This is a genomic window from Streptomyces sp. LHD-70, assembly GCF_031157275.1.
In the GTDB taxonomy this organism is placed as follows: domain Bacteria; phylum Actinomycetota; class Actinomycetes; order Streptomycetales; family Streptomycetaceae; genus Streptomyces.
On sequence record NZ_JAVIFW010000018.1, the window covers coordinates 1 to 26577 of the forward strand.

21 protein-coding genes are annotated in these 26577 nt (G+C 72.1%); 14 read left to right on the forward strand and 7 right to left on the reverse strand.

Translation table 11 applies throughout. From position 1 onward, the window contains the following. A partial coding sequence (locus RCO28_RS29470; protein ID WP_308944344.1) for a (Fe-S)-binding protein occupies positions 1-1347 on the reverse strand: 1347 nt, incomplete at its 3' end. 364 nt (positions 1348-1711) lie between these two features. On the opposite strand from RCO28_RS29470, the gene RCO28_RS29475 reads away from it, so the two are divergent. The 6 genes from RCO28_RS29475 (at position 1712) to RCO28_RS29500 (ending at position 8175) form a co-directional block, all read left to right on the forward strand. Next, the gene (locus RCO28_RS29475) at positions 1712-3010 is read left to right on the forward strand and encodes an MraY family glycosyltransferase (protein ID WP_308944345.1); all 1299 of its coding nucleotides are present in this window, start codon (positions 1712-1714) and stop codon (positions 3008-3010) included. Beyond that, on the forward strand, positions 3007-3735 hold the full coding sequence (locus RCO28_RS29480; RefSeq protein WP_308944346.1) for an FkbM family methyltransferase: 729 nt from the start codon (positions 3007-3009) through the stop codon (positions 3733-3735). The genes RCO28_RS29475 and RCO28_RS29480 overlap by 4 nt, the downstream gene beginning before the upstream one ends. A 198-nt stretch (positions 3736-3933) precedes the next feature. Then, a complete protein-coding gene (gene dnaK, locus RCO28_RS29485) occupies positions 3934-5805 on the forward strand; it encodes a molecular chaperone DnaK (protein WP_308944347.1) in 1872 nt (623 codons plus the stop codon). Beyond that, positions 5802-6503: a nucleotide exchange factor GrpE gene (gene grpE / locus RCO28_RS29490; protein WP_308944348.1), complete on the forward strand. Its 702-nt coding sequence runs from the start codon at positions 5802-5804 to the stop codon at positions 6501-6503. Before dnaK ends, grpE begins: the two co-directional genes overlap by 4 nt. Positions 6504-6536: 33 nt before the next feature. Beyond that, positions 6537-7727 carry a molecular chaperone DnaJ gene (gene dnaJ / locus RCO28_RS29495; protein ID WP_308944349.1) on the forward strand — a complete coding sequence of 397 codons (1191 nt, stop codon included), beginning with the start codon at positions 6537-6539 and terminating at the stop codon, positions 7725-7727. A 4-nt stretch (positions 7728-7731) separates the two neighbouring features. Further along, complete coding sequence (locus tag RCO28_RS29500; protein WP_282536195.1) at positions 7732-8175, forward strand: heat shock protein transcriptional repressor HspR; 444 nt, start codon at positions 7732-7734, stop codon at positions 8173-8175. Between the two features lie 267 nt (positions 8176-8442). On the opposite strand, the gene RCO28_RS29505 is transcribed toward RCO28_RS29500, so the two are convergent. After that, positions 8443-9426, reverse strand: a complete 984-nt coding sequence (locus RCO28_RS29505; RefSeq protein WP_308944350.1) for a helix-turn-helix transcriptional regulator — start codon at positions 9424-9426, stop codon at positions 8443-8445. A 326-nt stretch (positions 9427-9752) separates the two neighbouring features. On the opposite strand from RCO28_RS29505, the gene RCO28_RS29510 reads away from it, so the two are divergent. Then, positions 9753-10073 carry a (2Fe-2S)-binding protein gene (locus RCO28_RS29510; protein WP_282536198.1) on the forward strand — a complete coding sequence of 107 codons (321 nt, stop codon included), beginning with the start codon at positions 9753-9755 and terminating at the stop codon, positions 10071-10073. Between the two features lie 140 nt (positions 10074-10213). Here the strand turns inward: RCO28_RS29510 and RCO28_RS29515 are convergent, their stop codons facing one another. Further along, positions 10214-10636 (reverse strand): pyridoxamine 5'-phosphate oxidase family protein, encoded by a 423-nt coding sequence (locus tag RCO28_RS29515; protein ID WP_308944351.1) that lies wholly within the window; start codon positions 10634-10636, stop codon positions 10214-10216. A gap of 139 nt (positions 10637-10775) precedes the next feature. Here RCO28_RS29515 and clpB point away from each other — a divergent pair, with 139 nt between their 5' ends. Both clpB and RCO28_RS29525 read left to right on the forward strand, forming a co-directional pair. Next, positions 10776-13397, forward strand: coding sequence for an ATP-dependent chaperone ClpB (clpB, locus tag RCO28_RS29520; RefSeq protein ID WP_308944352.1), 2622 nt, complete (start codon positions 10776-10778; stop codon positions 13395-13397). Between the two features lie 145 nt (positions 13398-13542). Continuing rightward, positions 13543-14079: a YbjN domain-containing protein gene (locus RCO28_RS29525; protein WP_308944353.1), complete on the forward strand. Its 537-nt coding sequence runs from the start codon at positions 13543-13545 to the stop codon at positions 14077-14079. A gap of 585 nt (positions 14080-14664) precedes the next feature. Here RCO28_RS29525 and RCO28_RS29530 read toward each other — a convergent pair. The 4 genes from RCO28_RS29530 to RCO28_RS29545 all read right to left on the reverse strand — a co-directional run bounded on the left by RCO28_RS29530 (position 14665) and on the right by RCO28_RS29545 (position 21433). Continuing rightward, complete coding sequence (locus RCO28_RS29530) at positions 14665-16971, reverse strand: bifunctional serine/threonine-protein kinase/ABC transporter substrate-binding protein (RefSeq protein WP_374991276.1); 2307 nt, start codon at positions 16969-16971, stop codon at positions 14665-14667. Beyond that, entirely contained in the window at positions 16968-19193 is a 2226-nt protein-coding gene (locus tag RCO28_RS29535; RefSeq protein WP_308944354.1) for a bifunctional serine/threonine-protein kinase/ABC transporter substrate-binding protein, read from the reverse strand. The genes RCO28_RS29530 and RCO28_RS29535 overlap by 4 nt, the downstream gene beginning before the upstream one ends. Positions 19194-19242: 49 nt before the next feature. Next, positions 19243-20094, reverse strand: coding sequence for a hypothetical protein (locus RCO28_RS29540; protein ID WP_308944355.1), 852 nt, complete (start codon positions 20092-20094; stop codon positions 19243-19245). A gap of 145 nt (positions 20095-20239) precedes the next feature. Further along, the gene (locus RCO28_RS29545) at positions 20240-21433 is read right to left on the reverse strand and encodes a pyridoxal phosphate-dependent aminotransferase (RefSeq protein ID WP_308944356.1); all 1194 of its coding nucleotides are present in this window, start codon (positions 21431-21433) and stop codon (positions 20240-20242) included. A gap of 153 nt (positions 21434-21586) precedes the next feature. On the opposite strand from RCO28_RS29545, the gene RCO28_RS29550 reads away from it, so the two are divergent. The 5 genes from RCO28_RS29550 (at position 21587) to RCO28_RS29570 (ending at position 26410) form a co-directional block, all read left to right on the forward strand. After that, positions 21587-21835: a hypothetical protein gene (locus tag RCO28_RS29550; protein WP_308944357.1), complete on the forward strand. Its 249-nt coding sequence runs from the start codon at positions 21587-21589 to the stop codon at positions 21833-21835. A 335-nt stretch (positions 21836-22170) separates the two neighbouring features. Next, positions 22171-22695 carry a DUF2617 family protein gene (locus tag RCO28_RS29555; RefSeq protein WP_308944358.1) on the forward strand — a complete coding sequence of 175 codons (525 nt, stop codon included), beginning with the start codon at positions 22171-22173 and terminating at the stop codon, positions 22693-22695. A 260-nt stretch (positions 22696-22955) separates the two neighbouring features. Further along, on the forward strand, positions 22956-24590 hold the full coding sequence (locus tag RCO28_RS29560; RefSeq protein WP_308944359.1) for a polyamine aminopropyltransferase: 1635 nt from the start codon (positions 22956-22958) through the stop codon (positions 24588-24590). Positions 24591-24673: 83 nt separating this feature from the next. Beyond that, positions 24674-25597, forward strand: coding sequence for an SRPBCC domain-containing protein (locus RCO28_RS29565; protein ID WP_308944360.1), 924 nt, complete (start codon positions 24674-24676; stop codon positions 25595-25597). Between the two features lie 24 nt (positions 25598-25621). Further along, positions 25622-26410 carry an aldose 1-epimerase gene (locus RCO28_RS29570; RefSeq protein ID WP_308944495.1) on the forward strand — a complete coding sequence of 263 codons (789 nt, stop codon included), beginning with the start codon at positions 25622-25624 and terminating at the stop codon, positions 26408-26410. Positions 26411-26577: the final 167 nt, after the last annotated feature.

Here is a 26577-nt window from a genome sequence, read left to right on the forward strand (position 1 = left end):
CTTCGCCAGGCCCCAGGGGTTGCCCTTCTTCTCCAGGTTCTTGAGCATCGTGCCCGCCTCGGACGGGAACGCGGACTCGATCATCACCTGGTAGCGGCGCATGTCGACGATGTGGTCGATGTGCTCGATGTCGACCGGGCACTGCTCGACACAGGCGCCGCAGGTGGTGCAGGACCACAGCACGTCCGGGTCGATCACACCGTTCTCCTCGACGGTGCCGATCAGCGGACGCTCGGCCTCCGCGAGAGCCGCGGCCGGGACGTCGGCGAGCTGCTCGGCCGAGGCCTTCTCCTCGCCCTCCATGGACTTGCCGCCGCCGGCGAGCAGGTAGGGGGCCTTGGCGTGCGCGTGGTCGCGCAGCGACATGATCAGCAGCTTCGGCGAGAGCGGCTTTCCGGTGTTCCAGGCGGGGCACTGCGACTGGCAGCGACCGCACTCGGTACACGTAGAAAAGTCCAGCAGGCCCTTCCAGGAGAACTGCTCGACCTGGCTGACACCGAAGGTGTCGTCCTCGCCCGGGTCCTCGAAGTCGATCTCCTTGCCGCCCGAGGTCATCGGGAGCAGCGCGCCGAGCGAGGTCTCACCGGTCGCGTTCCGCTTGAACCAGATGTTCGGGAAGGCCAGGAACCGGTGCCAGGCCACACCCATGTCGGTCTTCAGGGCGACCGTGATCATCCAGATGAAGGAGGTCGCGATCTTCAGCCCGGCGAAGAAGTACGTGAGGTTCTGCAGCGTGGAGAGGTCGAGACCCTCCAGCGCGTGGACCACCGGGTACGAGATGAAGAACGACGCCTCGTAGCTGTCCACGTGGTGCATGGCGCCTTCGAGGGCGTGCAGCATGAAGATGCAGACGCCGACGATGAGGATGACGGCCTCGACGAAGTACGCCTGGCCCGCGTTGGAGCCCGCGAAGCGGGATTTGCGGCCCGGCTTGTTCGCCTTGCTGAGCTGGCGGATCACGATGAGCGTCAGGATGCCGAGCACCGTCATCGTGCCGAGGAACTCGACGAAGACGTTGTACGGCGCCCACTCGCCGATGATCGGCAGCAGCCAGTCGGCCTTGAACAGCTGGCCGAAGGCGTTGACGATCGTCAGGAGCAGCGAGAAGAAGCCCACCGCCACGAACCAGTGCGCGACACCGACGATGCCCCAGCGGTTCATCCGGGTATGGCCGAAGAACTCCCTGGCCACGGTGGCGGTGCGCTGCACCGGCTCGTCGGTGCGGGTGCCCGCGGGCACGTTCTGGCCGAGCCGCATGAAGTTGTAGATCTGCAGGAGGGCGCGGACGAACAGGGCCACGCCGACCACGATCAGAACCAGCGACACGATGATCGCGGCGAGTTGCATTTGGGGGCTCCTCGGGCCTGCGAGGGGTGGTCTCGTCGTTGACTACCGGGCTGACCGTTGATCTCACGTATCGCGAGATCAACGGTGATTACTAAGCGGTAACTTATGCAGTCCGTTTGAGACTACCCACTTATTGAGCCGCACTGTAGCCACGAGTGCGGTGATCTGTGTCGCTCAGGCAACCCTGAGTGCGCGTTCCGCGTGGGCCTCGACCGCGAGTGCGTTGGCCCGGTCGGGGGTGGTCGGGCCGCGCTCGGCTTTCCGTGGGCAGTAATTCGTGTTATTCGCGACAAATAGGTCTATTGCGAACTAGCTTATTGCTCGCTCGCCCTGCCCCGTCGCGGGGTCCGACGGGAGGACGCCCATGCTCTACGGAATCGTGGCCACCGTCGTGGCCCTGCTCCTGACCACCGTGCTCACCACCTGCGTACGCCTGCTCGGCCTGCGCACCGGCCTCGTCGACCGGCCCGGCGGCCGCAAGACGCACCCCCGCCCCACCCCGCACACCGGCGGCCTCGCCGTCGTCGCGGGCACGGTCACCGTGGTCTGCACCGGCTACGCACCGCTCGGCCCCGGAGTCGCCGTACTCCTCTGCGCCGCCGGAGCGGTCGCGCTGCTCGGCTTCGTCGACGACCTCAGACCTCTCGGCGTACGACCGCGCCTCGTCGTCGAAACCGGGGCCGCCGTGGCCGTGGTCTGGGCGAGCGGCCTCACCCCGGCCGCCGGGATCCTCGCGGTCGGCTGGATCGTGCTCATCACCAACTCCTTCAACCTGATCGACAACGCGGACGGCGCGATGGGCGTCGTCGGCGTCGTCACCGCGCTCGGGCTCGCGCTCTGCGCCGCCGCCGAGGGGCTGAGCGGACTCGCGCTGCTCCTCTGCGTGCTCGCGGCCGCCCTCACCGGGTTCCTCACACAGAACTGGCACCCCGCGCGGATCTTCCTCGGCGACTGCGGCTCCCTCTTCACCGGCTTCGTGCTCGCCTGCGCCACCGTGCTCGTGCACACCGGCCACGAACCGCTGCCCGGCGCCGTCGGCCTGGTCGCGCTGACCGTGGTGGGCCTCGCCGACACCGTTCTCGTCGCGCTCGCCCGCCGCCGCGCGGGACGGCCGCTGCTGATCGGCGGCACCGACCACATCGCGCACCGGCTGCGCCGCGTCGGCTTCACCGTGCCCGGGGCGGCGGTGGTGCTCGGGGCCACCGCCCTCGCCGGGACGCTCACCGGAGTGCTGATGCACCGCGGCGCCTGGGGCCCGCTCGCCGCGCTCCCGCTGTTCCTCGCGGTGGCGGCGGGTTGCTGGGCGCTGCTCAGGGTCCGGGTGTACGACCGTCCGGCCCCCGACACCGCCCGCCGCACCCCGCACGTCGGGCGGCCCCGGCGCTCCCGCACCTCCGGGCGCCGGGCCGCGCGCGGGGCCGGGGTGCGCGGGGCGGCCGGGGTGCGCGTGGCCCACCCGCGCAGCCCGCGGACCGCGTCCAGGCGCACCCGTACCGCCGCGGTCCTGGCGCGCGGGCAGGCGGCGGCGACGGCGACCGCGAGCGGGCCACGCCCGGCACCCCGGCCGACCCAGCCCCAGCCCCAGCCCCAGCCCGCGAGCCGGGCCCAGGCTGCCCAGGCCCGCACCCGCACCCGTACCGCCGTTCCCGGAGCGCGCTCATGACCAGGCTTCTCGACCGGGTGCGGGGCACCGCGCAGCGCTTCGGCCTCGACGTCACGCGCTACCCCGACCCCGCCGCGTACGAGTCCCAACTGGTCCGGCTCATCGAGGAGTTCGAGGTCGACCTGGTCCTTGACGCGGGCGCGTACGACGGGCGGTACGCGGGCGGGCTCCGGCGGGCCGGGTACCGCGGGCGGATCGTGTCGTTCGAGCCGCTCGACGGGGCGCGCCGCAGGGTCGAGCGGGCGGCGGCGCAGGACGACGCGTGGAGCGTGCTGCCGTACGCCCTGGGCGAGGAGAGCGGTCGGGCGGTCCTGAACGTTGCGGGGGACGGCGGCGCCGCCAGCTCGGTCCTGCCGATGCTGCCCCGCTACCGCGAGGCCCACCCGGGCTCGGCGTACGTGGCCCGGCAGCCGGTCGAGATGCGGCGCCTGGACGAGCTGTGGGAGCAGGTCGTGGCGCCCGGCGAGCGGGTCTTCCTCAGGCTCGACGTGCGCGGCTCCGAGTCCCGGGCGCTGCGCGGCGCGGGCGAGCACGCCGACGACCTCACGGGACTCCAGCTGCAGACCTCGTTCGTACCGCAGTACGCGGACGGGCCGCTGTTCGCCGAGGCGCTCGACTTCGCGCAGGCGTCCCTCGGGCTCACCCTGAAGTCCCTGGTGCCGGGGGCCGCCGACCCGCGCTCGGGCGAGCTGCTCCAGTGCGGCCTGGTCCTCTTCCGGGGCTGATCCGTCAGCGAGGTGGTGGCGTACGGCGTTCTCGTGGAGCGAAGTACGGGTGCAGCGCGGCCACTTCGGGCACAGGCGCATCACTGTTGCCCGTAAGAGCGGGATAAAAGTTGAGTCGGCCTGACTCAGGTCTGTTGACCGCTTCGAATCCGTCATGCATCCTTGAGCCTGTTCCACTCAAGTCATGGAGGAATTGAAATGGCACGTGCGGTCGGCATCGACCTGGGCACGACTAACTCCGTCGTCAGCGTTCTCGAAGGCGGCGAGCCCACCGTCATCACCAACGCCGAAGGCGCCAGGACCACGCCGTCCGTCGTCGCCTTCGCGAAGAACGGTGAGGTGCTCGTCGGCGAGGTCGCGAAGCGTCAGGCGGTCACCAACGTCGACAGGACCATCCGGTCGGTCAAGCGCCACATGGGCACTGACTGGAAGGTCACCATCGATGACAAGGACTTCAACCCGCAGCAGATGAGCGCCTTCATCCTGCAGAAGCTGAAGCGCGACGCGGAGTCCTACCTGGGCGAGAAGGTCCAGGACGCGGTCATCACCGTTCCCGCCTACTTCAACGACTCCGAGCGCCAGGCCACCAAGGAGGCCGGCGAGATCGCGGGCCTGAACGTCCTGCGCATCGTCAACGAGCCCACCTCCGCCGCCCTGGCCTACGGCCTGGACAAGGACGACCAGACGATCCTCGTCTTCGACCTCGGTGGCGGCACCTTCGACGTGTCGCTCCTGGAGATCGGTGACGGCGTCGTCGAGGTGAAGGCCACCAACGGCGACAACCACCTCGGTGGTGACGACTGGGACCAGCGCGTCGTCGACTACCTGGTCAAGCAGTTCAACAGCGGCCACGGCGTGGACCTCTCCAAGGACAAGATGGCGCTCCAGCGCCTGCGCGAGGCCGCCGAGAAGGCGAAGATCGAGCTGTCCTCCTCCACGGAGACCACGATCAACCTGCCGTACATCACGGCCTCCGCCGAGGGCCCGCTGCACCTGGACGAGAAGCTCACGCGCGCCCAGTTCCAGCAGCTCACCCAGGACCTGATCGAGCGCTGCAAGACCCCGTTCCACAACGTCATCAAGGACGCCGGCATCCAGCTGTCCGAGATCGACCACGTGGTCCTGGTCGGCGGCTCCACCCGCATGCCCGCCGTCGCCGAGCTCGTCAAGGAGCTGACCGGCGGCAAGGAGGCCAACAAGGGCGTCAACCCGGACGAGGTCGTCGCCATCGGCGCCGCCCTGCAGGCCGGTGTGCTCAAGGGTGAGGTCAAGGACGTCCTGCTCCTCGACGTGACCCCGCTGTCGCTTGGTATCGAGACCAAGGGCGGCATCATGACCAAGCTGATCGAGCGCAACACCACGATCCCGACGAAGCGCTCCGAGATCTTCACGACGGCCGAGGACAACCAGCCGTCCGTGCAGATCCAGGTCTACCAGGGCGAGCGCGAGATCGCGGCGTACAACAAGAAGCTCGGGATGTTCGAGCTGACCGGTCTGCCGCCGGCGCCGCGTGGCGTCCCGCAGATCGAGGTCTCCTTCGACATCGACGCCAACGGCATCATGCACGTGACCGCGAAGGACCTGGGCACGGGCAAGGAGCAGAAGATGACCGTCACCGGCGGCTCCTCGCTGCCGAAGGACGAGGTCGACCGCATGCGCCAGGAGGCGGAGCAGTACGCGGACGAGGACCAGAAGCGCCGCGAGGCCGCCGAGTCCCGTAACCAGGGCGAGCAGCTCGTCTACCAGACCGAGAAGTTCCTCAAGGACAACGAGGACAAGGTCCCCGGCGAGGTGAAGACCGAGGTCGAGGAGTCGCTCACCGAGCTGAAGGAGAAGCTCAAGGGCGACGACTCCGCCGAGATCCGCACCGCCACCGAGAAGGTCCAGGCCGTCGCGCAGAAGCTGGGCCAGGCGATGTACGCCGACGCCCAGGCCGCGCAGGCCGCCGGCGGCGAGGCCCCGGGCGCGGACGCCCCCGGCGCCGAGCAGGCCAAGGCTGACGACGACGTCGTCGACGCCGAGATCGTCGACGACGAGAAGCCCAAGGACGCGAAGGGTGGCGCCGCATGACGGAGGAGACCCCGGGCTTCGACGAGCAGAACGAGCCCGCTGACGTCTCCTCCGGCGACACCCCTGAGGCCGCCGAGTCGAAGGCCGCTCCCTCCGCTGAGGAGGGGGCGGCCCCGGCCGGAGACAATGCAGCAGCGGACGTAGGTCTGACGGCGCAGCTGGACCAGGCGCGCGCGGCGCTTGGCGAGCGCACCGCCGACCTCCAGCGGCTCCAGGCCGAGTTCCAGAACTACCGCCGTCGGGTCGACCGCGACCGGGTCGCGGTCAAGGAGATCGCCGTGGCGAACCTCCTGACCGAGCTCCTGCCCACGCTCGACGACATCGGCCGGGCCCGTGAGCACGGCGAACTGGTCGGCGGCTTCAAGTCGGTGGCCGAGTCGCTCGAGACGGTCGCCGCGAAGATGGGCCTGCAGCAGTTCGGCAAGGAGGGCGAGCCCTTCGACCCGACCGTGCACGAGGCCCTGATGCACAGCTACGCGCCGGACGTCACCGAGACGACCTGCGTCGCGATCCTGCAGCCGGGGTATCGCATCGGCGAGCGCACCATCCGCCCCGCGCGGGTGGCCGTCGCCGAGCCGCAGCCCGGCGCGCAGCCCGCCAAGGGCGAGAGCGACGCCGAGGGCAAGGACAAGAGCAAGAAGGCCGAGACCGCCGAAGCGGCGGACGACAAGGAGAGCGGTGGCCCGGACGAGGGCTGACGTGACCGGCAACGGGAAGGAGGGACGCCGGGGATGAGCACCAAGGACTTCATCGAGAAGGACTACTACAAGGTCCTCGGTGTCCCGAAGGACGCCACCGACGCCGAGATCAAGAAGGCGTACCGCAAGCTCGCGCGCGAGAACCACCCCGACGCCAACAAGAACAACCCCAAGGCGGAAGAGCGGTTCAAGGAGATCTCCGAGGCGAACGACATCCTCGGCGACCCCAAGAAGCGCAAGGAGTACGACGAGGCGCGCACCCTCTTCGGCAACGGCGGGTTCCGACCGGGACCCGGCGCCGGCGGGGGCGGCAACTTCAACTTCGACCTGGGCGACCTCTTCGGGGGCGGCCAGGGCGCGGGCGGCGGCGCAGGCGCCGGCGGCTTCGGCGGCGGCGGGATCGGGGACGTCTTCGGCGGGCTCTTCAACCGGGGCGGCGCCGCGGGCACGCGCACGCAGCCCCGGCGCGGCCAGGACATCGAGTCCGAGGTCACGCTGAGCTTCACCGAGGCGGTGGATGGGGCCACGGTCCCCCTCCGCATGTCCAGCCAGCAGCCCTGCAAGGCCTGTTCGGGCACCGGCGACAAGAACGGCACGCCGCGCGTGTGCCCGACCTGCGTCGGTACGGGGCAGGTCTCGCGCGGCGGCGGCGGAGGGTTCTCCCTCACCGACCCGTGTGTGGACTGCAAGGGGCGCGGCCTCATCGCCGAGACCCCCTGCGAGGTCTGCAAGGGCTCGGGCCGCGCCAAGTCGTCCCGCACGATGCAGGTCCGCATCCCGGCGGGCGTCTCGGACGGCCAGCGCATCCGCCTGCGCGGCAAGGGCGCACCGGGCGAACGCGGCGGCCCCGCGGGCGACTTGTACGTGGTCGTGCATGTGGACGCCCACCCGGTCTTCGGCCGCAAGGGCGACAACCTCACCGTCACGGTGCCGGTCTCCTTCACGGAGGCGGCGCTCGGCGGCGAGGTGAAGGTGCCGACGCTCGGCGGTCCCACGGTCACGCTGAAACTGCCCGCGGGTACGCCGGGCGGCCGTACGATGCGCGCCCGGGGCAAGGGCGCGGTCCGCAAGGACGGCACGCGGGGCGATCTGCTCGTGACGGTCGAGGTGGCGGTCCCCAAGGACCTGAGCCCCGAGGCCCAGGAAGCCCTGGAGGCGTACCGCAAGGCGACTGCGGACGACGATCCGCGGGCAGAACTGTTCCAGGCTGCGAAGGGAGCTTGAGCAGATGGACGGCCGTCGACGTAACCCGTATCAACTGACCGACGAGACGCCGGTGTACGTGATCTCGGTGGCTGCCCAGCTCTCCGGACTCCATCCGCAGACCCTGCGGCAGTACGACCGTCTCGGCCTGGTCTCCCCGGACCGTACGGCCGGGCGGGGCCGCCGCTACTCCGCCCGCGACATCGACCTGCTGCGCACCGTCCAGCACTTGTCGCAGGAGGAGGGCATCAACCTCGCCGGGATCAAGCGCATCATCGAGCTGGAGAACCAGGTCGCGGCGCTGCAGTCCCGGGTCGCCGAGCTGTCGGCGGCGGTCGAGGGCGCGGCGGCCGCGATGCAGCAGCGCGAGGCCCAGGTGCACGCCTCGTACCGCCGGGACCTGGTCCCGTACCAGGAGGCACACCCCACCAGCGCACTCGTGGTCTGGCGCCCCAAGCGCCCGGAGTGACCGACGGCAGGTCAACACGGAAGGCCCGCACCCTCAGCTGAGGGTGCGGGCCTTCCGTGTTGGGGGGTGGGGTGAAGGTCGGGTCAATGGGTGGTGTGCGGGGCGCCCCCCGACCGGAAGGGGGTCCGGCCGAGGCGCTGAGGTTCGCTCTTTGACTATCCAGGAGGAGGGTGGGAGGGGGAAGCCTCAGGTTGTTGCGGGGGCATGGAGTTGAGGGGGGATAAACGGGGCGTACGGCGTGCCCGAGTGGCCAACTGTTCCCTACGTCTACTGGTGTTCCTCCAGAAGGCCCGACTGGGCGATGAGATAGCCGAGTTGAGTGCGGCTGCCGCTGCCCAGGGCGGCCGCGAGCTTGGCGACATGGGCGCGGCAGGTGCGTACGTTCATGCCGAGGCGGCGGGCGATGGCCTCGTCGACATGGCCTTCCACGAGCAGCTTCGCGATGGACCGCTGGACACCGGTGATCCCGTCGGTTCTGGGGTCGTACGCGGGGATCTCCTCGTTGATCGGCACGGCCAGCCGCCAGAACTGGTCGAAGACGCCCACCAGGTACTCGACGAGTCCGGGATGCCGGAGTTCCAGGGCGACTTGGCGATCGCTGCGGGCCGGGATGAAGGCCACCTCGCGGTCGACGATGATCAGCCGGTCGATGATCTCTTCCAGGGTGCGCACCTCGACCTCGGGGCCGACCTGTTCGAGGTAGTGGAGGGTCAACTCGGTGTGGCGGGCGGTGTGTTGATAGAGCGTGCGCATCTTGATGCCCCGGTTGAGCAGGGGTTGCACGCGGCGCAGCGCCTCTTTCAGGGTCTGGGCGGGCCGGCCGCCGCCGGGTTGGACGGTCAGCAGCTCCTTCGAGCACCCGGCCACGACGCGGTCCAGGGTGGCATTGATCAGGCTGACGCCCTCGAGCACGGTGATGGCGTGCGTGGTCGGAGGGGCGAGGGCGCTGATGGCCATGAATGGCTCAAAAGCATCGGAGAGGGCAACCGTCAGGCGCCGCCGATCCTGTATCTCTCGCTCGACAGGTTGCAGCAACTGCGCCAGAGCGGCGGAGGGGGGGACCGGGCGCAGCCATTGCGGGTCGTCGGGGTCGGGGTGGACCAGCGCCAGATCGATCAGGCAGGGCGCGATACCGAGTTCTGACCGGGCTATTCGCCCTGTGCGCAAAGCGCTTGCATACAGGCGTGAACCTGCATCGCACAGCTCCGTGTGTGAATGGGGGTGGTCCGTTTTGTACTCTTCTTTTCCCATATGTGCACCCCCAGGCTCCTGCATATCAGGAACATGATGCCTGGCCTCTGTGGTGCTGAGGGCCGAGTGTGGGTCATCTTCTAGCTGCGGGGGCTAGGAAGCGACATCTTCAAGTGAGGTTGCTCAGTAATGGCCAAGAGATTCATACGTGCAGTGGTTGCTGCCGCCGTTATTGCTGCTGCCGCAGTGGGGGCTGTGGAGTCGACCGGGGGTGGCGGGGCGTCGGAGCTGCCGTCCCGCAACAGTGCAGCGTCCGTCGATCCAGGCTGGGTGGCACCCGCTGAGTCAGCTGCCGACAGTGCCCTCGACCCGGGTTGGAACTGAGTATGACTGTTCCGGAGGACACTCGCTTCCGGCGCGAGATGGCGTCCGCCTACCGGTCCGGGTGGCACTTCATCGACCTCGTCACGGCCCTTCCGGGTCCCGGCGATTCGTTGATGGTCACCCTCTTCGGTGAGCCGATCCTGGTCGTCCGGGACGACGAGGACGACGACGTGCGGGCCTTCCGCTGTCTGCGCAAACCACGCGGTGCCCCGCAGCCGGTGCGGTGTGCCATCCGATACGGAATGATCTTCGTCAACCTGGACCAGCGCGACCACGAGCTGGTCGAACCGGAAACCATCCCGGCCACCCCCCGCAGTGCCTGACGCGATTCCCCCGTCGTCAAAAGATCGCCCAGGCGCTTCCCCCCGCAGCGGCGTCATCGTGAACCTGGATCACGGTGGCGCCGCTGTGTGTTTGCTTGCGGGACCTACAGCGCCTACGGGACCTACAGCGCCTACGGGGCCTACGGGGCCTCGCGCAGCGCCCTGCTGCCCAGCGCCTTCGTGAGCGTGATCTCGATGAGCACCCGGTGCGGGTTCGGCGAGGGTGTCCGCTCGTACCGCTCCGCGTAACGGCGTTCCGCGTCGGCGATCGCCCCCGGCTCCGTACGGATACGGGCCCGGCCCTCCAGCGTCGCCCACAGGCGGCCGGCGAACTGGCACACGGCGGCCGGGGCCCCGTCCGCGCCCCCCGCCAGGATGTTGCTGACCTTCTTGCTGGACTTGCTGCTGATGACGCGGGCGACCCCCGCCTCCGGGTCGTACGTGACGCCGACCGGGACGACGTGCGGAGTGCCGTCGGGGCGCAGGGTCGTCAAGGTGCACACATGCCGTTCCCGCCAGAAGCTGAGGTAGGCGGGGCTGGGGTCGCGGGGGTCTATGGCCATGTCAAGGAATGTATCCCCCGCCGTACGCCCCATGGACTTGAGTGGAATAGACTCAACTTTATGCACGTTGGCGAAGTCAGTGTGAGGTCAGCGTGCTGGAGTGGTACGAGCCGGTGGGAGCCAAGGAGGTAGCGCGCACGTGGATGCAGAGCTGACGAACCGGAGCCGGGATGCGCTCAATGCGGCGACGAGCCGGGCCGTGTCCGGAGGGCACGCGGACCTGACGCCGGTGCATCTGCTGCTCGCCCTCCTCGAGGGGCGCGACAACGAGAACATCACCGACCTGCTCGCAGCCGTCGACGCCGACCAGGCCGCCGTACGCTCCGGGGCCGAGCGCGTCCTCGCCGGGCTGCCGAGCGTGACCGGGTCCACCGTGGCGCCGCCGCAGCCCAACCGGGAGCTGCTCGCCGTGATCGCGGACGCGGCGCAGCGCGCCAAGGAGCTGGGCGACGACTACGTCTCCACCGAGCATCTGCTCACCGGCATCGCCGCGAAGGGCGGCCGGGCCGCGGACGTACTGAAGGAACAGGGTGCGAGTGACAAGAAGCTGCTTGACGCGTTCGGCGAGGCCAGGGGAGGCCGCCGCGTGACGACCCCCGACCCCGAGGGCCAGTACAAAGCCCTGGAGAAGTTCGGCACCGACTTCACCGCCGCCGCCCGAGAGGGCAAGCTCGACCCGGTCATCGGCCGGGACCAGGAGATCCGCCGCGTCGTGCAGGTCCTGTCGCGGCGTACGAAGAACAACCCGGTGCTCATCGGCGAGCCCGGCGTCGGCAAGACCGCCGTCGTCGAGGGGCTCGCGCAGCGCATCGTGAAGGGCGACGTCCCGGAGAGCCTGCGCGACAAGCGTCTGGTGAGCCTCGACCTGGGCGCGATGGTCGCGGGCGCGAAGTACCGCGGCGAGTTCGAGGAGCGCCTGAAGACCGTCCTCTCCGAGATCAAGGAGAGCGACGGGCAGATCATCACGTTCATCGACGAGCTGCACACCGTCGTCGGCGCGGGCGCGGGCGGCGACTCCGCCATGGACGCCGGCAACATGCTCAAGCCGATGCTGGCCCGCGGCGAGCTGCGCATGGTCGGCGCCACGACGCTCGACGAGTACCGCGAGCGGATCGAGAAGGACGCGGCCCTGGAACGCCGCTTCCAGCAGGTCCTGGTCGCCGAGCCGTCCGTCGAGGACACCATCGCGATCCTGCGCGGACTCAAGGGGCGGTACGAGGCCCACCACAAGGTCGTCATCGCCGACTCCGCCCTGGTGGCCGCCGCGACCCTCTCCGACCGGTACATCACCTCCCGCTTCCTGCCCGACAAGGCCATCGACCTGGTCGACGAGGCCGCGTCCCGGCTGCGGATGGAGATCGACTCCTCGCCCGTCGAGATCGACGAACTCCAGCGCTCCGTCGACCGCCTGCGCATGGAGGAGCTGGCGATCGGCAAGGAGACCGACGCCGCGAGCAAGGAGCGCCTCGACAAGCTGCGCCGCGACCTCGCCGACAAGGAGGAGGAGCTGCGCGGCCTCACCGCACGCTGGGAGAAGGAGAAGACCTCCCTCAACCGCGTCGGCGAACTCAAGGAGAAGCTCGACGAACTGCGCGGCCAGGCCGAACGCGCCCAGCGCGACGGCGACTTCGACACCGCCTCCAAGCTGCTCTACGGCGAGATCCCGGGCCTGGAACGGGAGTTGGCGGAGGCCAGCGAGGCCGAGGCCGAGCAGGAGGCCGCCAAAACTGGTGACATCAAAAGCCAGATGGTCAAGGAGGAGGTAGGCCCCGACGACATCGCGGACGTGGTCGGCTCCTGGACCGGCATCCCGGCGGGACGGCTCCTCGAAGGCGAGTCGCAGAAGCTCCTGCGCATGGAGGACGAGCTCGGCAAGCGGCTGATCGGCCAGACCGAGGCCGTACGCGCGGTCTCCGACGCCGTCCGGCGTACACGCGCGGGCATCGCCGACCCGGACCGCCCCACCGGCTCGTTCCTCTTCCTCGGCCCGACCGGCGTCGGCAAGACCGAACTCGCCAAGGCCCTCGCGGACTTCCTCTTCGACGACGAGCGGGCCATGGTCCGCATCGACATGTCGGAGTACGGCGAGAAGCACTCCGTCGCCCGCCTGGTCGGCGCCCCGCCCGGCTATGTCGGGTACGAGGAGGGCGGCCAGCTCACCGAGGCGGTGCGGCGGCGCCCGTACAGCGTCGTGCTCCTGGACGAGGTGGAGAAGGCGCACCCGGAGGTCTTCGACATCCTGCTCCAGGTCCTCGACGACGGCCGCCTCACCGACGGCCAGGGCCGGACGGTGGACTTCCGCAACACCATCCTGATCCTGACGTCCAACCTCGGCAGCCAGTTCTTGAGCGGGCCCAGCTCGGTCGAGCCCCGCACGTCCGAGGAGCAGAAGAAGCAGCAGGTCCTGGAGGTCGTACGCGCCTCCTTCAAGCCGGAGTTCCTGAACCGGCTCGACGACCTGGTGGTGTTCTCCGCCCTCGGCAGGGACGAGCTCGCGCACATCGCCCGGCTGCAGATCGACCGCCTCGCGGCGCGCCTCGCCGAGCGCCGGATCAGCCTCGACGTCACGCCCGAGGCCCTGGCCTGGCTGGCGGACGAGGGCAACGACCCGGCGTACGGCGCGCGCCCGCTGCGCCGCCTCGTGCAGACCGCGATCGGGGACCGGCTCGCCCGGGAGATCCTCGCCGGGGAGGTCAAGGAGGGCGACACGGTCCGGGTGGACCGGGTCGGGGACGAGCTGCTCGTGGGGCCCGCGCGGTAAGGGGCGCGGAGCAAGCGGTAAGGGGCGCGGAGTAAGGGGCGCGGACCCCGAAGTTCGGCTCGTGGCGGATCGCCGCCGTCAGGGGTTGCGGCGACCCGCCGTCGATGGTGGAGGATGGGCGAATCCGTACGAAGGGAAATACACGGTGAGCATCGACCCGTCCTCGATTCCGAACTTCGGGGGCCAGCAGGAACCGCAGGCCGAAGGACCGGCGGGCCCCGTCGTCCCCGATCAGGACCTGGTGAAGCAGCTCCTGGACCAGATGGAGCTCAAGCACGTCGTCGACGACGAGGGCGACCTCGCGGCGCCGTGGGAGAACTTCCGCACGTACTTCATGTTCCGCGGCGAGGGCGACCAGCAGGTCTTCTCGGTGCGGACGTTCTACGACCGGCCGCACGCGATCGAGTCCAAGGCGCAGATCCTCGACGCCGTGGACGAGTGGAACCGCCGCACCCTGTGGCCCAAGGTCTACACCCACACCCACGAGGAGGAGGGCGGCCCGACCACCGTCCGCATCGTGGGCGAGGCGCAGATGCTGATCGGCACCGGCGTCAGCCTGGAGCACTTCGTGTCCTCCACGGTCAGTTGGGTGCGGGCCGCGATCGAGTTCGAGCGCTGGCTCGTCGAGCACCTCGGCCTGGTCGAGGACGTGGACTCGGCGGAGAAGCCGGACGAGGAGTAGGCCTCAGGGGCGTCCCCGGAGACTTCCCAGGTGTTCGTCGTTCGAGCTGATCGGCGCCTACATGGTCGGGTGAGCTGCGCGTCGTGCGCTGCGAGAACCAAGCGCGTACGACGTGTCGGCGAGAACCAAGTCGGCGCAGACACACCTAGCTTTACTGTGCGAACCGGGCAGGTTCCGTCCCGGCTGGTGTTGAGGGAGTAAGACCTTTCGGGTCGCTGACCTGTGGGGGCTTCCTGAGCCAGGAATCCCGCTTTCGATGGGGAGGGTTCAACAGATACGTCCCGTACGCGTGTTGCGTCAGGGGAGAGCCCGGCCGGGGCATGCCACTACCAGTGTGGCGTGTACCGGCCGGGCTCTCGACGTTCGGGCGAGCGTTGCCGCGAGCCCAAGCAGCAGCGGGAACGGAAGCGCAGCTTGGAGTAGATGGCCCCCGGAGCCGCCGCCACAGCTCGCAGACCGCGGCCGCGCCGACCGCCGCGGCCACCGCGAAGCCGTTCGGCCGGGAGAGGCCGGCGAGCGCGGCGAGCGAACCCGCCCACAGCCAGCGGCCGCTGAGATGGGGGTACGGCGCCCGTCAGGGCACGGTCAGGCGGGTTCGTTCACGTCCCGGTAGTTGCCGAGGAACCGCACGGCCCCGCCGTCCACGCGGTACAGGAAGAGCCCCGCGGCTGAAGCGAACTGCCGTGTGTCCGGGTCGAAGGCGAGGGTCTTGGCCAGGCCGTCGTACCGGGCCGCGCGCAGCCGCGTCGCCGTCGAGCCGCGTTCCGGGCCGCCCTCGGACGGGCGGCGCAGCGAGGCGGCGACGAGCAGCAGCGCGTCGTACGCCTCCAGGGCGAAGGGCGCGGCGGGGCCGGCGGCGGGGGCGTCCGGGAACCGCTCGGCGTAGGCCTCGGTGAAGCGGCGGGCGGCGGGCAGCCGGCTCGGGTCGGCGTACGTGGTCACGCACAGCCAGCCATCGGCGGCCTCCCCCGCCTCCTCAAGGAACGCGAAGCGGCCTCCTTCCCGGCCTCCTTCCTGGTCCCCTTCCCGGTCCCCTTCGCGATCCCCCTCGGGCAGCAGGACCGGTTCCGGTGCCATGCGCGGGCCGTCGAAGCCGCCGCGCCGCAGGGCCCGCGCGCACCGGGCCGCGCGGGACGGCGAGGTGCCGGCGTAGACCACCGCCCCGGCGCCGGACTTCCGTACCGCCGCGGCCGCCGCGTCGAACTCCGTATCGTCCGCGGCGACTTGGTGCAACGTGACGCGGCCGCCGGCGGGCGGGGCCTGCTGGATGCGCTCGACCAGGCCCCAGTCCTCGTCGTCGGTGGCGGCGCGGTCGTCGACCACGGCGGTGTGCGCGATGCGCTCGACCGCGCCGAGGTAGCGCACGAAGGCTGTGCCCAACTCGGTGGTGTCCGCGCGGAGTTGGAACAGCGCCTGGCGGGGCGCGAGGGGAAGCAGCGACTGCGCCGCGGAGACGGTCACCATCGGGAGCAACGCCTCCTCGTACCGCTCTGCGGCGGCCGTGAAACCCGGGCCTCCGGTGGGTCCGAGCACGGCGACGACCTCGGGGTCGGCCACGAACCGGTCCGCCGCATCGGTGGCCGGGCCCGTCTCGCCACGGTCGTCGCGGACCTTCAGGGCCAGGTCGAAGGGGCGGTCGTCGTCGGCGTTGAAGTGCGCCACCGCGAGCCGTGCGCCGCGCTCCTGCGCCCGCCCCGACTCCCGCTGCGCACCGGACAGATCGGCCTGCAGACCGATGGTGTGCCGCGGCAGGGCGCTCTTGCCGCCGTCGTCCGTGGCGCCGAACCCCGCCTGTCGTACGGCGAGGAGCCCGGCCCCGGCCACCACCGCCCCGGCCCCGGCGCCGAGACCGAGCCGGAGCATCCTGCGCCGGGTCGGACCGGCCGCGGGCACGGCTGTCTCCGCGGCGGCGGCCGCAGGGGTCGGTGGCGGCGGGGCCGGTGGCGGCGGGGCGGGTGGCGGCGGGGTGGGCAGGGCGAGTGCGGCCGTGGTGCGTGCGGCGATGAGGCCGGGCAGGGGCGCGGGCAGCCAGCCGTCGTCCCCGGCGGGCGGGTGGCCCGCGGCCAGGTGCTCCCGTACGGCGGCCGTGCCGGGGCGGTCGGCCGGGGACTTGGCCAGGCAGGCGCGCAGCAGCGGCAGGAGCGCCGCGGGGGCGCCGGTCACGTCGGGCTCCTCGTGCACGGTGCGGAACAGCGAGCCCGCGACGGTGGCCGCGTCGAACGGCCGCCGCCCGGTGACGGCGTACGCGAGGACGCAGCCGAGGGCGAACACATCGCTCGGCGGCCCGGCCGTCCCGGAGCGTGCCTGCGCCTGCTCCGGCGAGAGGAAGCCGGGGGAGCCGATGACCAGGCCGCTCGCGGTCAGTGCCGTGCCGCCGTCGGCGCGGGCGATCCCGAAGTCGATGAGCCGGGGCCCGTCCAGGGCGAGCAGGATGTTGCCGGGCTTGACGTCGCGGTGGACGAGGCCCGCCGCGTGCACGTCGGACAAGGCCTCGGCGAGCCGGACTCCCAGGGTGCGCACGGTGGGTTCGGGCAGCGGGCCGTACCCGTCGACGGCCTCGGCGAGGCTCGGGCCCGGCACGAACGGTGTGGCCAGCCAGGGCAGCGCGGCCTCCGGGTCGGCGTCGCTCACCGGCACCAGCCAGCGGCCGGACAGCCGTCCCGCGGCCTGGGACTCGCGCCGGAACCGCACCCGGAAGGCCGGGTCGGCGGCGTGCTCCGCGCGCACCAGCTTCACCGCGGCATGCGTGCCGTCCGGCGAGCGGCCCAGATAGACCACGCCCATCCCGCCCGCGCCGAGCCGTCCGAGCAGCACCCGCCCGCCGATCTCGACCGGATCGCCCGGGCGCAGCGGCAGCACCCCGGCCGTCCGCGCACCGGTGTCGTCGCTCACCGGCCGCCCTTCGACGGGTCTCCGCCGGCCACCGCACCGAGGAAGCGGAACGCACCGTTCTCGACCCGGTGCAGATAGCAGAGCTCGCCCTCGTACCGGCCGTTCTCCCGGTTGAACGCGAGCGGTTTGGTGACACCGCGGTACTCGGCGGCGCGCAGCAGCGTCGCGAGCCGCGCACGCTCCGGCGGCCGCCCGTCCCGCACCGCCCGCACCATCTGGTCGATCGCCAGGTTCGCCGCGTCGTACGCCTCCACCGCGTACCGTCCGGGCGGCCCGTCGAAGCGGCGGCGGAACGCGCGGACGAACGAGGCGGCCGCGGGCAGCCGTTCCGGGTCGACGTACGACGTGCCGAGCAGCCAGCCCTCCGCCGCCTCGCCCGCGCCGTCGGGGAACGCGGGCTCGGCGAGCTCCTCCGGGCCGAGACGGGGACCGTCGAACCCGGATGCCGCCAGCTTCTTGGCGACACCGACCGCGCCCTCGGCGTGCCCGGCGTAGAGGAACGCGTCGACTTTGGCCTTCAGGATGTCGGCGACCGGCGGGCCGAGGTCGTCCAGACCGCCGGGCACCACCCGCGGGTAGAACCGCGCGCGCTCCTTGCGCAGCGCGTCGGCGACGCCCTGCGTGAGCTCCCACCCGACGGGGTCGGTCGTGCGGTCCTGCAGCAGACCGGGGTACGAGACCTTCTCCTGCCGGGTCAGCTGGATCGCGAGGCCGAAGCCGAGCGCGTACACCAGCGGGCGGCAGTGCAACGACGCCCGGTACCGGCGGCCGACGAGCCGGAACGCGCCGGGCTTGACGAGGAGCATCGGCAGCAGCGCCTCCTCGTACGCGGCGACCGCGCCGTCGACGCACGCGTCGGAGGTCGGACCGATCACCGCGAGCACGCCCCGGTCCCGCACCAGGCGCTCCGCAGCGGACTGCGCGCGCCGCTGCGAGCCGCCGTCGTCCGCGGTCCGCAGGCCGAGCTCGAACGGCTTGTCGCGGCGCGCGTTGTACTGCTCCACGGCAAGCCGCACGCCCTGCTCGTGAGCCCGCCCGTCGGCCTTGCCGGGGCCGCTGAGGTCGGCGTGCACCCCGAGGGCCCAGCGGTCTTCGGCGCCCGGGGGTGCGTCGTCGCGGGTCAGGGCCCACAGCGCCGCGCCCCCGCCCGCCGCCGCGAGCAGCGCGCCGCCCGAGCCGAGCGCGAGGATCCGGCGGCGGCTCGTGGAGCCCGGGCGCGTGCCGGGTTGCGTGACCGGGTGGGTGGCCGGGTGCGTGCCTGGTTGTGGTGCCTGTGGGGGGTCGGCGACGGTCGGGTCGATGCCGGGCAGGGCCAGCATGCGGGCCGAGCGGTCGGCGATGTCCCGTACGACGTGCTCGGGCAGCCAGGCGCCGCCCGGCCCGCATGCCGGCCCTAGCCGGGACTCGATCCGCGCCGGGGTGGGCCGGGCCGCGGGGTCCTTGGCCAGGCACTCCCGGAGCAGCGCGCACAGCTCGTCGGCGGCCGGGTCCCGCACGGTGCCCGTGCCGCCGACACCGGCCAGATCCGGCTCGTCGTGCACCGTCCGGTAGAGCATCGCCTCCGCGGTGCCCTCGCCGAACGGGGCCCGCCCGGTCGCGGCGTACGCGAGGAGGCAGCCGAGGGAGAACACGTCGCTGGGCGGCCCGAGCCGACCGGTCCCGGCCTCGGCCTGCTCCGGCGAGAGGAAACCCGGGGTGCCCGCGACCACACCCGTAGCGGTGAGCGCGGTGAGCTCGGCGGACCGGGCGATGCCGAAGTCGATCAGGCGGGGACCGTCGACGGAGAGCAGCACGTTCGCGGGCTTCACGTCGCGGTGCACGAGCCCGGCCGCGTGCACGGCGCGCAGCGCGGCGGCGAGCATCCGGCCGAGGGCGCGCACGCTGTGCGTGGGCAGCGGGCCCGAGCGGCGGACCTCCTCGCCGAGGGAGGGGCCCGGCACGAACTCCGTCGCGAGCCACGGTGTGGCCTCGTCAGGACCGGCACCGGTCACCGGCACCGCCCAGGGGCTGACGACCCGGCGGGCGGCCTCCACCTCGCGCCGGAACCTGGCCCGGAAGTCCGGCTCGTCGGCCAGCTCCGGGAGCACCACCTTGACCGCGGCGAGCACCCCGGCGCCGGACCGCCCGAGGTACACCACGCCCATGCCGCCCGCGCCGAGCCGGGCAAGCAGGCGGTGCCCGCCGATCGTCGCGGGGTCACCGGGCAGCAGCGGCTCGCTCACGTCCGTACCTCGCCGATGTTCCGCACCCCGCCGACGTTCCGTGCGCCGCTCACTTCCGTACCCCCAGCTCCGTCACGACCCTGGCCGACATGTGCCCGACGGTCTTCGCGCCGACGGCGAAGACCTCCGCCGCCGTGTGCCCGTCGCTGCCGTTCACCGCGACGGCGAGGGTCACGCTGCCCATCCGGAACACGTCCCAGATGTACGGGTGCGGGCTGCCCGGCAGTTCGCTGTGGACCTGGCCGCTCTCCTGGAGGTAGTCGGTGGCGCCGCTGGTGTCGGGGTCCAGGTCGCCGCCGGAGCGCAGACCCGTGACCCGTTCGGTGCCGTTCAGTCGCTGGTCGGGGCAGCGCAACGGCTCCTCCAGGGTGCGGGCCATCTCCCAGCGGGCGCTCTCCTCGGTGCGGTGGACCGTGACCACGGCGGTGACCCGCAGCGGACCCGCATCGCCCCGCGCGGGCAGCTCGCCGCGCCGCCCGATGCTGACGAAGTCCCCGTCGGAGAGCGGGCGTTGGGCCCATACGCAGTCCTTGCCCAGCTCGGCGCTGCGCTGCGGACTGCCCTTGTAGCCGGGGTTCCTCTCGTACCCGGCGCCCCAGTCCTCCGGCCGCGCGATCACCTTGCGGGCGAGCTTCAGGGCCTCGGCGCGGTTCTCGGGCCTGCGCTCCGGGTCGGGCACGAAGTCCAGGAACCGCTGGGACGGGTCGGCGCTCGCGGAGGGCTCGCCGCTCGGGGAGGGTTCGGCGCTCGCGGAGGACCGGGCCGCGCCGGACGGCTCGCGAGCCCCGTCGCCCTCACCCTCGCCCGCCCCGCCCCAGCATCCGGTCACGAGCACGCCGACGGCGAGGACACCGCCGCACAGCCGCACCGCTCGCCTGGGCGTGCCCGTCTCCCTGCCCATACGTCCCCCCGAGCGTGCCGCGTCCGTTCACGGCGGATGCCGTCGTACGCCCATCGTGCCCGGCACCCGCCCACCCGCCGACGGGCCGAGGACGACCTGTGACGCAACCGATGCGCGCCGAGAGCCACCGCGTTACGTGGGGCCCTCAGAGCCGCTTCAGCCGGGACACCGCGTCATCCAGCACAGGGATCCTCTTGCAGAAAGCGAACCGTACGAACGGAGCGCCCTCGTCCCGGTGGTCGTAGAACACGGCGTTGGGGATGGCGACGACGCCGATGCGCTCCGGCAGGGCGCGGCAGAAAGCGAAGCCGTCGCTCTCGCCGATGGAGCGGATGTCGGTGGTGATGAAGTACGTGCCGGCCGGCCGGTGCACGGTCAGGCCCGCCTCCGCGAGCCCCGCCGCGAGCAGGTCCCGCTTGGCCCGCAGATCCTCGCGCAGGCCCGTGAAGTACGACTCGGGCAGCGCCAGGGCCTCGGCGACCGCGTACTGGAACGGCCCGGCGGAGACGTACGTCAGGAACTGCTTCGCCGAACGGACCGCGGTGACAAGCTCCGGCGTGCCCGTCACCCAGCCGACCTTCCAGCCGGTGAACGAGAACGTCTTGCCCGCCGACGAGATCGTGACCGTGCGCTCGCGCATGCCCGGGAAGGAGGCGAGGGGCAGGTGCTCGCCGTCGAAGACCAGGTGCTCGTACACCTCGTCCGTGACCACGAGCAGGTCCCGCTCCACGGCGAGTTCGGCGATCCCGGCGAGCTCCTCGCGGGTCAGGACCGTGCCGGTCGGGTTGTGCGGGGTGTTGAGCAGCAGCAGCCGGGTGCGGTCGGTGACGGCGCGGCGCAGCTCGTCCAGGTCCAGGTGGAAGCCGCCGCCCACGTCCCCGGAGGGCCGCAGCGTCACGGGCACCCGAGCACCGCCCGCGAGCGCGATGCTCGCCGCGTACGAGTCGTAGTACGGCTCCAGGGCGATCACCTCGTCGCCCGGCTCGACCAGGGCGAGCAGCGAGGCCGCGATCGCCTCGGTCGCGCCCGCGGTGACGAGGACCTCGGTGTCCGGGTCGTACGACAGTCCGTAACGGCGCTCCTGGTGCGCGGAGATCGCCGTCCGCAGCTCGGGGACGCCGGGGCCCGGCGGGTACTGGTTGCCCCGGCCGTCCCGCAGCGCCCGCACCGCCGCCTCCCTGACCTCTTCGGGCCCGTCGGTGTCGGGGAAGCCCTGACCGAGGTTGATGGCGCCCGTGCGCAGCGCGAGGGCGGACATCTCGGCGAAGATCGTGGTGCCGAACTCGGCCAGGCGGCGGTTGAGGAGCGGGCGGGACGCGGGTGAGGTCATGCGCGCCATCCTGCGCCGAACCTCTGGAGTTCCTCAACTCTGCTTTGGGGATACGAGGGTCCGGGGATCTGTCCTGCACACAACACACACGACACAAGGGGCGGGCGTCCGGTCACACCGGGGGAACGCTTCGGGGGAACGAAAGGAAGGAGGGGAAGGATCATGTGGGTCTTTCTCTTCATCTTGATGCTCGTGGTGATCATCGGCGGCTGTATGGCCGCCGGAAAAGCGGATTCGAAGCGCGGCTCCTCGCGGCGCCGCAACAGCGGCGGCTGGTGGGCCGGAGGCGCGGGCGGCAGCACCGGCGCCTCGTGCAGCGGGGGCTCGTCCTCCTGTGGCGGCAGCTCGTCCTCCTGCGGGGGCGGCGGAGGCGGCGGCGGTGGCTGCGGCGGTGGCGGTGGCGGCTGCTGAGGCGGCACGTGCCTCGCGGCGGCGCCCGATGGAGACAACTCCCGTCGGGCGCCGCCGCGTTGGTCCTCCTCGGTTCGCCGACCGCGTCACTCGCAGGCCTGGTCGAAGACGGCAGAACAGTTGAACAGTGAGACCACCCGAGGGGATGGAAACCCTACGAAGTTGGGTAAAAACGCTGTGGCGGTGCTGCCGTTCATGATTCCCTCTTACTCATCCACGCAGCCCTCGGCCGACTCGTGGGCAGTAAGCCGGCGAACCCCTTCTCCCTGCGCCCTCCCGGCGCAGCGCCCTGGGCGCACGGCCTAGACCTCCACGCATGCCCCGGAGCCCTCCCCATGCTCACGACTCTGCAGACCTCTTACACCGACACGCGCGCCGACGACCTCGCCTGGGCCCTGGGCCGCGAACCGCTGCCCGCCCTCGCCGCGCTCGACCTCAAACTCCAGGACGTAAAAGTGCAGTTGAGGCTCCTGGGGGCCTCGCACCAAGTCATCATCGAGCAGGGCGAGTCCCGCTGCTCCGAGACCGTCGCCTGCATCGCGGGCAGCAGCACCCCGCTCCCGCTCGGCGTCGCCAAGCGCGTGGGCGACTGGGAGTACGAGTTCGCCGCCCGCGTCGAGACCATGTCGAGCGGCTCCTTCGCGGGCCGCGCCCAGGAGTTACTCGCCCTGGTCTCCGACCACCCCAACGGGCTCGCGGGCGTCTTCCCCGGCAGCCCGCACGCGTTCACCGCACTCCTCGTGCAGCGCCGGGAGGGCCAGGTGCACTGGCGCACCTGGCACGCCTACCCGCAGGAAGGCCAGCTCGTCGCCACCCGCACCCGCGTGGGCGCCCGCCTGCCCGCGCCGCAGCCCGCCTGAACATCCGCCTGAACGCCTGCCTGAACGCCTGCCTGAATACTCGCCGCCCCCAACCGCCGGGCGCGCCGGGCCAGTTGAGCCCCGGCGTGTCCGCCCGCGCCCGCGCTCGTATGCGCCCGCCTCTCGCTCGTACGCGCCCGCCCCGCGCTACCGCACCACCGCCCGCGCGCCGGTGACGCTCCGCCGGGCGCGCCGGGCGCCGCCGTTCTCACACGTGTGGGTGACAGGGTGCGCACGTGTGGTGACGTAGCGTTCCCATCGTGATCGAGTCGCCGCTGTCCGCGCCGCCCGGAGCCCCACCGTCCGCGGGGCCCGAGGGTACGGCCGTGCTGCCCGTGTCACCGCGCGCCGGGCGCCTGCTCGTCCTCGTCGCCGTCTTCATCAGCGCCGCCTGCGGCCTCGTGTACGAACTCGAACTCGTCGCCCTCGCCTCGTACTTGATCGGTGACTCCGTCACGCAGGCCTCCGTCGTGCTCTCCGTGATGGTCTTCGCGATGGGCATCGGCTCCCTGCTCGCCAAGCACCTGCGCTGCCGGGCCGCCGCCGCGTTCGGCGTCGTCGAGGCCGCGCTCGCCCTGGTCGGCGGCTGCAGCGCCCTCGCGCTCTACGCCGGGTTCGTCTGGGGCGCGGGCACGCGCGTGCTGCTCGTCGCGTTCTCCCTCGCCATCGGCGTGCTCATCGGCGCCGAAGTGCCGCTCCTGATGACCCTGATCCAGCGCATCCGCCGCCAGGACGCGGGCGGCGCCGTCGCCGACCTCTTCGCCGCCGACTACGTGGGCGCGCTCGCCGGCGGCCTCGCCTTTCCGTTCCTGCTGCTGCCGTTGCTCGGCCAGTTGACGGGCGCGCTCCTCACCGGCGCGGTCAACGCGATCGCGGGCGGCGCCCTCGTCCTGTGGCTGTTCCGGCACGACCTGAGCGCCCGCACGCGCCGCCGCCTGCTCGCGGCCAACCTCGCCGTGCTCGTGCTGCTCGCCACCCTCGCCGCGGGCGTCGGCGACTTCGAACGTGCCGCCCGTCACACGATGTACGGCGCGGACGTCCGCGTGGCCCTGCGGACCGACGTGCAGGAGGTCGTCCTCACCGGCGGCAAGGAGTCCTCGCCCGGCGCCCTCGGCCTCTACCTCGACGGGCGGCTGCGCGCCGGCGGACGTGACGCCCACCGGTACCACGAGGCGCTCGTGCACCCCGCGATGCGCGGCCCGCACGCGCGCGTGCTGATCCTCGGCGGCGGGGACGGCCTCGCCGCCCGCGAGGTGCTACGCCACCCCGGCGTGGACCGCGTCGACGTCGTCGAACGCGACGCCGAGCTGGTCGACCTGGCCCGCACCGACCCCGCCCTCAGCGCCCTCAACGCGCACGCGTACGACAACCCCCGGCTGCACGTCGTGCACGGCGACGCCTTCCAGTGGCTGCGCGAGCCCCGTACGGGCGGCGCGTCGCGCCCGTACGACGTCGTGATCGCCGACCTGCCCGAGCCCGGCGGCACCGAGTCCGCCAAGCTCTACTCCCAGGAGTTCTTCGGCCTCGCCACCCGCGCCCTCGCCCCCGGCGGCCGGCTCGCCGTGCACGCCGGACCGGCGGGGCGGCCGCGGGTGTTCTGGACCGTGGAGGCCGGCGTGCGCGCGGCGGGCCTGCGCACCGCGCCGTACCGCGTCGGGGGCCGCCGCGAGGAGCCCGGCACGGGCCGCGAGCGCGCACCGCGCGACTGGGCGTTCCTGCTCGCCTCGCGCACCCCGCCCCGGCTCGGCCTGGACGCGAGACCCGCCCGCCGCTCCCTCACCCCGAGGATGCTCCGCGACGGCGCCCGCGCGATCGAACGCACCCGCGTCCCCGGCCTGCCGCCCTCCACCCTGGTGCACCCGAGATACGCGGGGGCGGCGACCCCGGTCGGCTGAGTGCCGAATGTGGGGATACGGGGGTGCGGCTCGTACGCGCGTGGGTAGGCTCGGCTGACATGGAGCATGAGGTGTTCGTTCCCGTGGAGACAGAGCCCCTGCGACAGGCGCTCGGTGATGCCGCCCGCGTCGCCCGCGGCATCCAGGGTCTCCAGCGCGATGCGGGCGGAGAGGCGGAACCCGTGTCGGGCCGCCTCAAGGTCCGGATCGCGGGGCACACGATCACGTACCGCGGCACCCTCCGCATCACCGAGGACACCTCGGCCGCCACCCCGTCCTTCACGGTCAGCGGCGAGGCGACGGAGGTACGCGGCTCCGGTTCGGTCGAACTCTCCCTCGGCGTGAGCCTGTTGGCCACGGACGAGGGCACGCGCCTGGTGTACTCCGGCACGGGCAAGGGCGACGGCCGGGTCGCGGAGCTGGAGAAGTCCGCGGTGGAGGCGGCCGTACGGCGGCTGCTGAACCGTTTCTCGGAGAGCCTGGCGGGAGCGGCCGCGCCGACGGCGGAGCCCGAGCCGGGGCCGTCCGAGCCGATGCCCCGGGGCCGGTCCGTGGATGCGCGGAAGAACGCCGACGCGGACCTGCTGGACGACGGCGACACGGCGGACGAGCCCGACGAGCCCGACGAGCCCGACGCGGCGGACCGGGCCGAGGCTCCGGGTATGGCCGAACAGGCCGGTGCGAGCGAGACCGGCGCGAGCGAGACCGGCGCGAGCGAGACCGACGAGGAGGAAGCCGTCCCGCCCTCCGCCCTCGACCCCTTCCACCAGGACGCAGGCGACGAGTCGTTCATCGCGCCGCCCGCCGAAGCCGCGCACGCCCGGCGCACGATGATCGGCCGCAGCGCCGAGGAGGTCGACCACGCGCCGCCGCGCGGACGGTACGCACCGGTGCCCGCGCCGCAGGCCGCCACCGCGGGCGACACCCTGCGCTGGGCCGCCCCCGCCGCGGCGCTGGTCGTCGCGTCGGCGATCGTCGTCGGCCGGGTACTGCGGCGGCGCAGATAGCCAGGCTCTAGGGTCGGGTCCGTGATGACTCAGGACACGGCGACCCTCGTCGCGGGCGATGCGGAACTGACAGTGCAGGGTGGCAACGGCTGCCGCATCGGGAGCCTCCGCATCGGCGGCACCGAAGTGCTCAGGCAGGGCGACCACTTCGGCTCCTTCCCCATGGCCCCCTGGTGCGGCCGCACCGAGAACGGCCGGTTCCGCAACGGCAGCCGGGTGCACGAGCTGCCGATCAACAACCCGCCGCACGCCATCCACGGCACCGTTCGTGACCAGCCCTGGCGCCGGGCGCGCGGCGCCGGGAACGCCGCGGTGTTCACGTACGACCTGGTCGAGCCGTGGCCGTACGGCGGGCGGGTCACGCAGGTCTTCGAGCTGGAGGAGAACGCCCTGACGGTCCGGATGGGCCTGGAGACGTACGGCGACTCCTTCCCGGCGCAGCTCGGCTGGCATCCGTGGTTCCTGCGCAACCTCGGCGGCGAGGACGTGCAGCTCGACTTCGACGCGGCCTGGCAGGAGGAGCGCGGCGCTGACCACCTGCCCACCGGCAAGCGCGTCGACCCGCGGCCAGGACCGTGGGACGACTGCTTCGGCATGCCGGACGGGGTGGGGGTCACCTTGCGGTGGGCGGAACAGCTGGAGCTGAAGGTCACGAGTCCCTCGGAGTGGGTCGTGATCTACGACGAGCAGCCGGAGGCGGTCTGCGTCGAGCCCCAGACGGGCCCGCCCAACGGCCTCAACACCCACCCGCGCCTGGTCACGCCGATCGAGCCGCTGGAGGCGTCGATGCGCTGGGACTGGCGCACGCTCTAGCCCGCCTGCCCCGCCCTTAAGGGGCGCGGGGAACTGCGCGACCAGCCACGACGGCGCGCCAGCCGAAGCACGACGCAAAGAGAGCCCCTCTGGGGGCACCTCCCAGCGGTAGCTGGGGGAGATTGAGGAGCGGGGGTCCGGGGGCGGAGCCCCCAGGGCGGTACGGG

Coding starts and splice junctions, on each gene's coding strand:
- RCO28_RS29475 (WP_308944345.1), top strand. CDS start 1,712: ATGCTCTACGGAATCGTGGCCACCGTCGTGGCCCTGCTCCTGACCACC.
- RCO28_RS29480 (WP_308944346.1), top strand. CDS start 3,007: ATGACCAGGCTTCTCGACCGGGTGCGGGGCACCGCGCAGCGCTTCGGC.
- dnaK (WP_308944347.1), top strand. CDS start 3,934: ATGGCACGTGCGGTCGGCATCGACCTGGGCACGACTAACTCCGTCGTC.
- grpE (WP_308944348.1), top strand. CDS start 5,802: ATGACGGAGGAGACCCCGGGCTTCGACGAGCAGAACGAGCCCGCTGAC.
- dnaJ (WP_308944349.1), top strand. CDS start 6,537: ATGAGCACCAAGGACTTCATCGAGAAGGACTACTACAAGGTCCTCGGT.
- RCO28_RS29500 (WP_282536195.1), top strand. CDS start 7,732: ATGGACGGCCGTCGACGTAACCCGTATCAACTGACCGACGAGACGCCG.
- RCO28_RS29505 (WP_308944350.1), bottom strand. CDS start 9,426: ATGGGAAAAGAAGAGTACAAAACGGACCACCCCCATTCACACACGGAG.
- RCO28_RS29510 (WP_282536198.1), top strand. CDS start 9,753: ATGACTGTTCCGGAGGACACTCGCTTCCGGCGCGAGATGGCGTCCGCC.
- RCO28_RS29515 (WP_308944351.1), bottom strand. CDS start 10,636: ATGGCCATAGACCCCCGCGACCCCAGCCCCGCCTACCTCAGCTTCTGG.
- RCO28_RS29540 (WP_308944355.1), bottom strand. CDS start 20,094: ATGGGCAGGGAGACGGGCACGCCCAGGCGAGCGGTGCGGCTGTGCGGC.
- RCO28_RS29545 (WP_308944356.1), bottom strand. CDS start 21,433: ATGGCGCGCATGACCTCACCCGCGTCCCGCCCGCTCCTCAACCGCCGC.
- RCO28_RS29550 (WP_308944357.1), top strand. CDS start 21,587: ATGTGGGTCTTTCTCTTCATCTTGATGCTCGTGGTGATCATCGGCGGC.
- RCO28_RS29555 (WP_308944358.1), top strand. CDS start 22,171: ATGCTCACGACTCTGCAGACCTCTTACACCGACACGCGCGCCGACGAC.
- RCO28_RS29570 (WP_308944495.1), top strand. CDS start 25,622: ATGACTCAGGACACGGCGACCCTCGTCGCGGGCGATGCGGAACTGACA.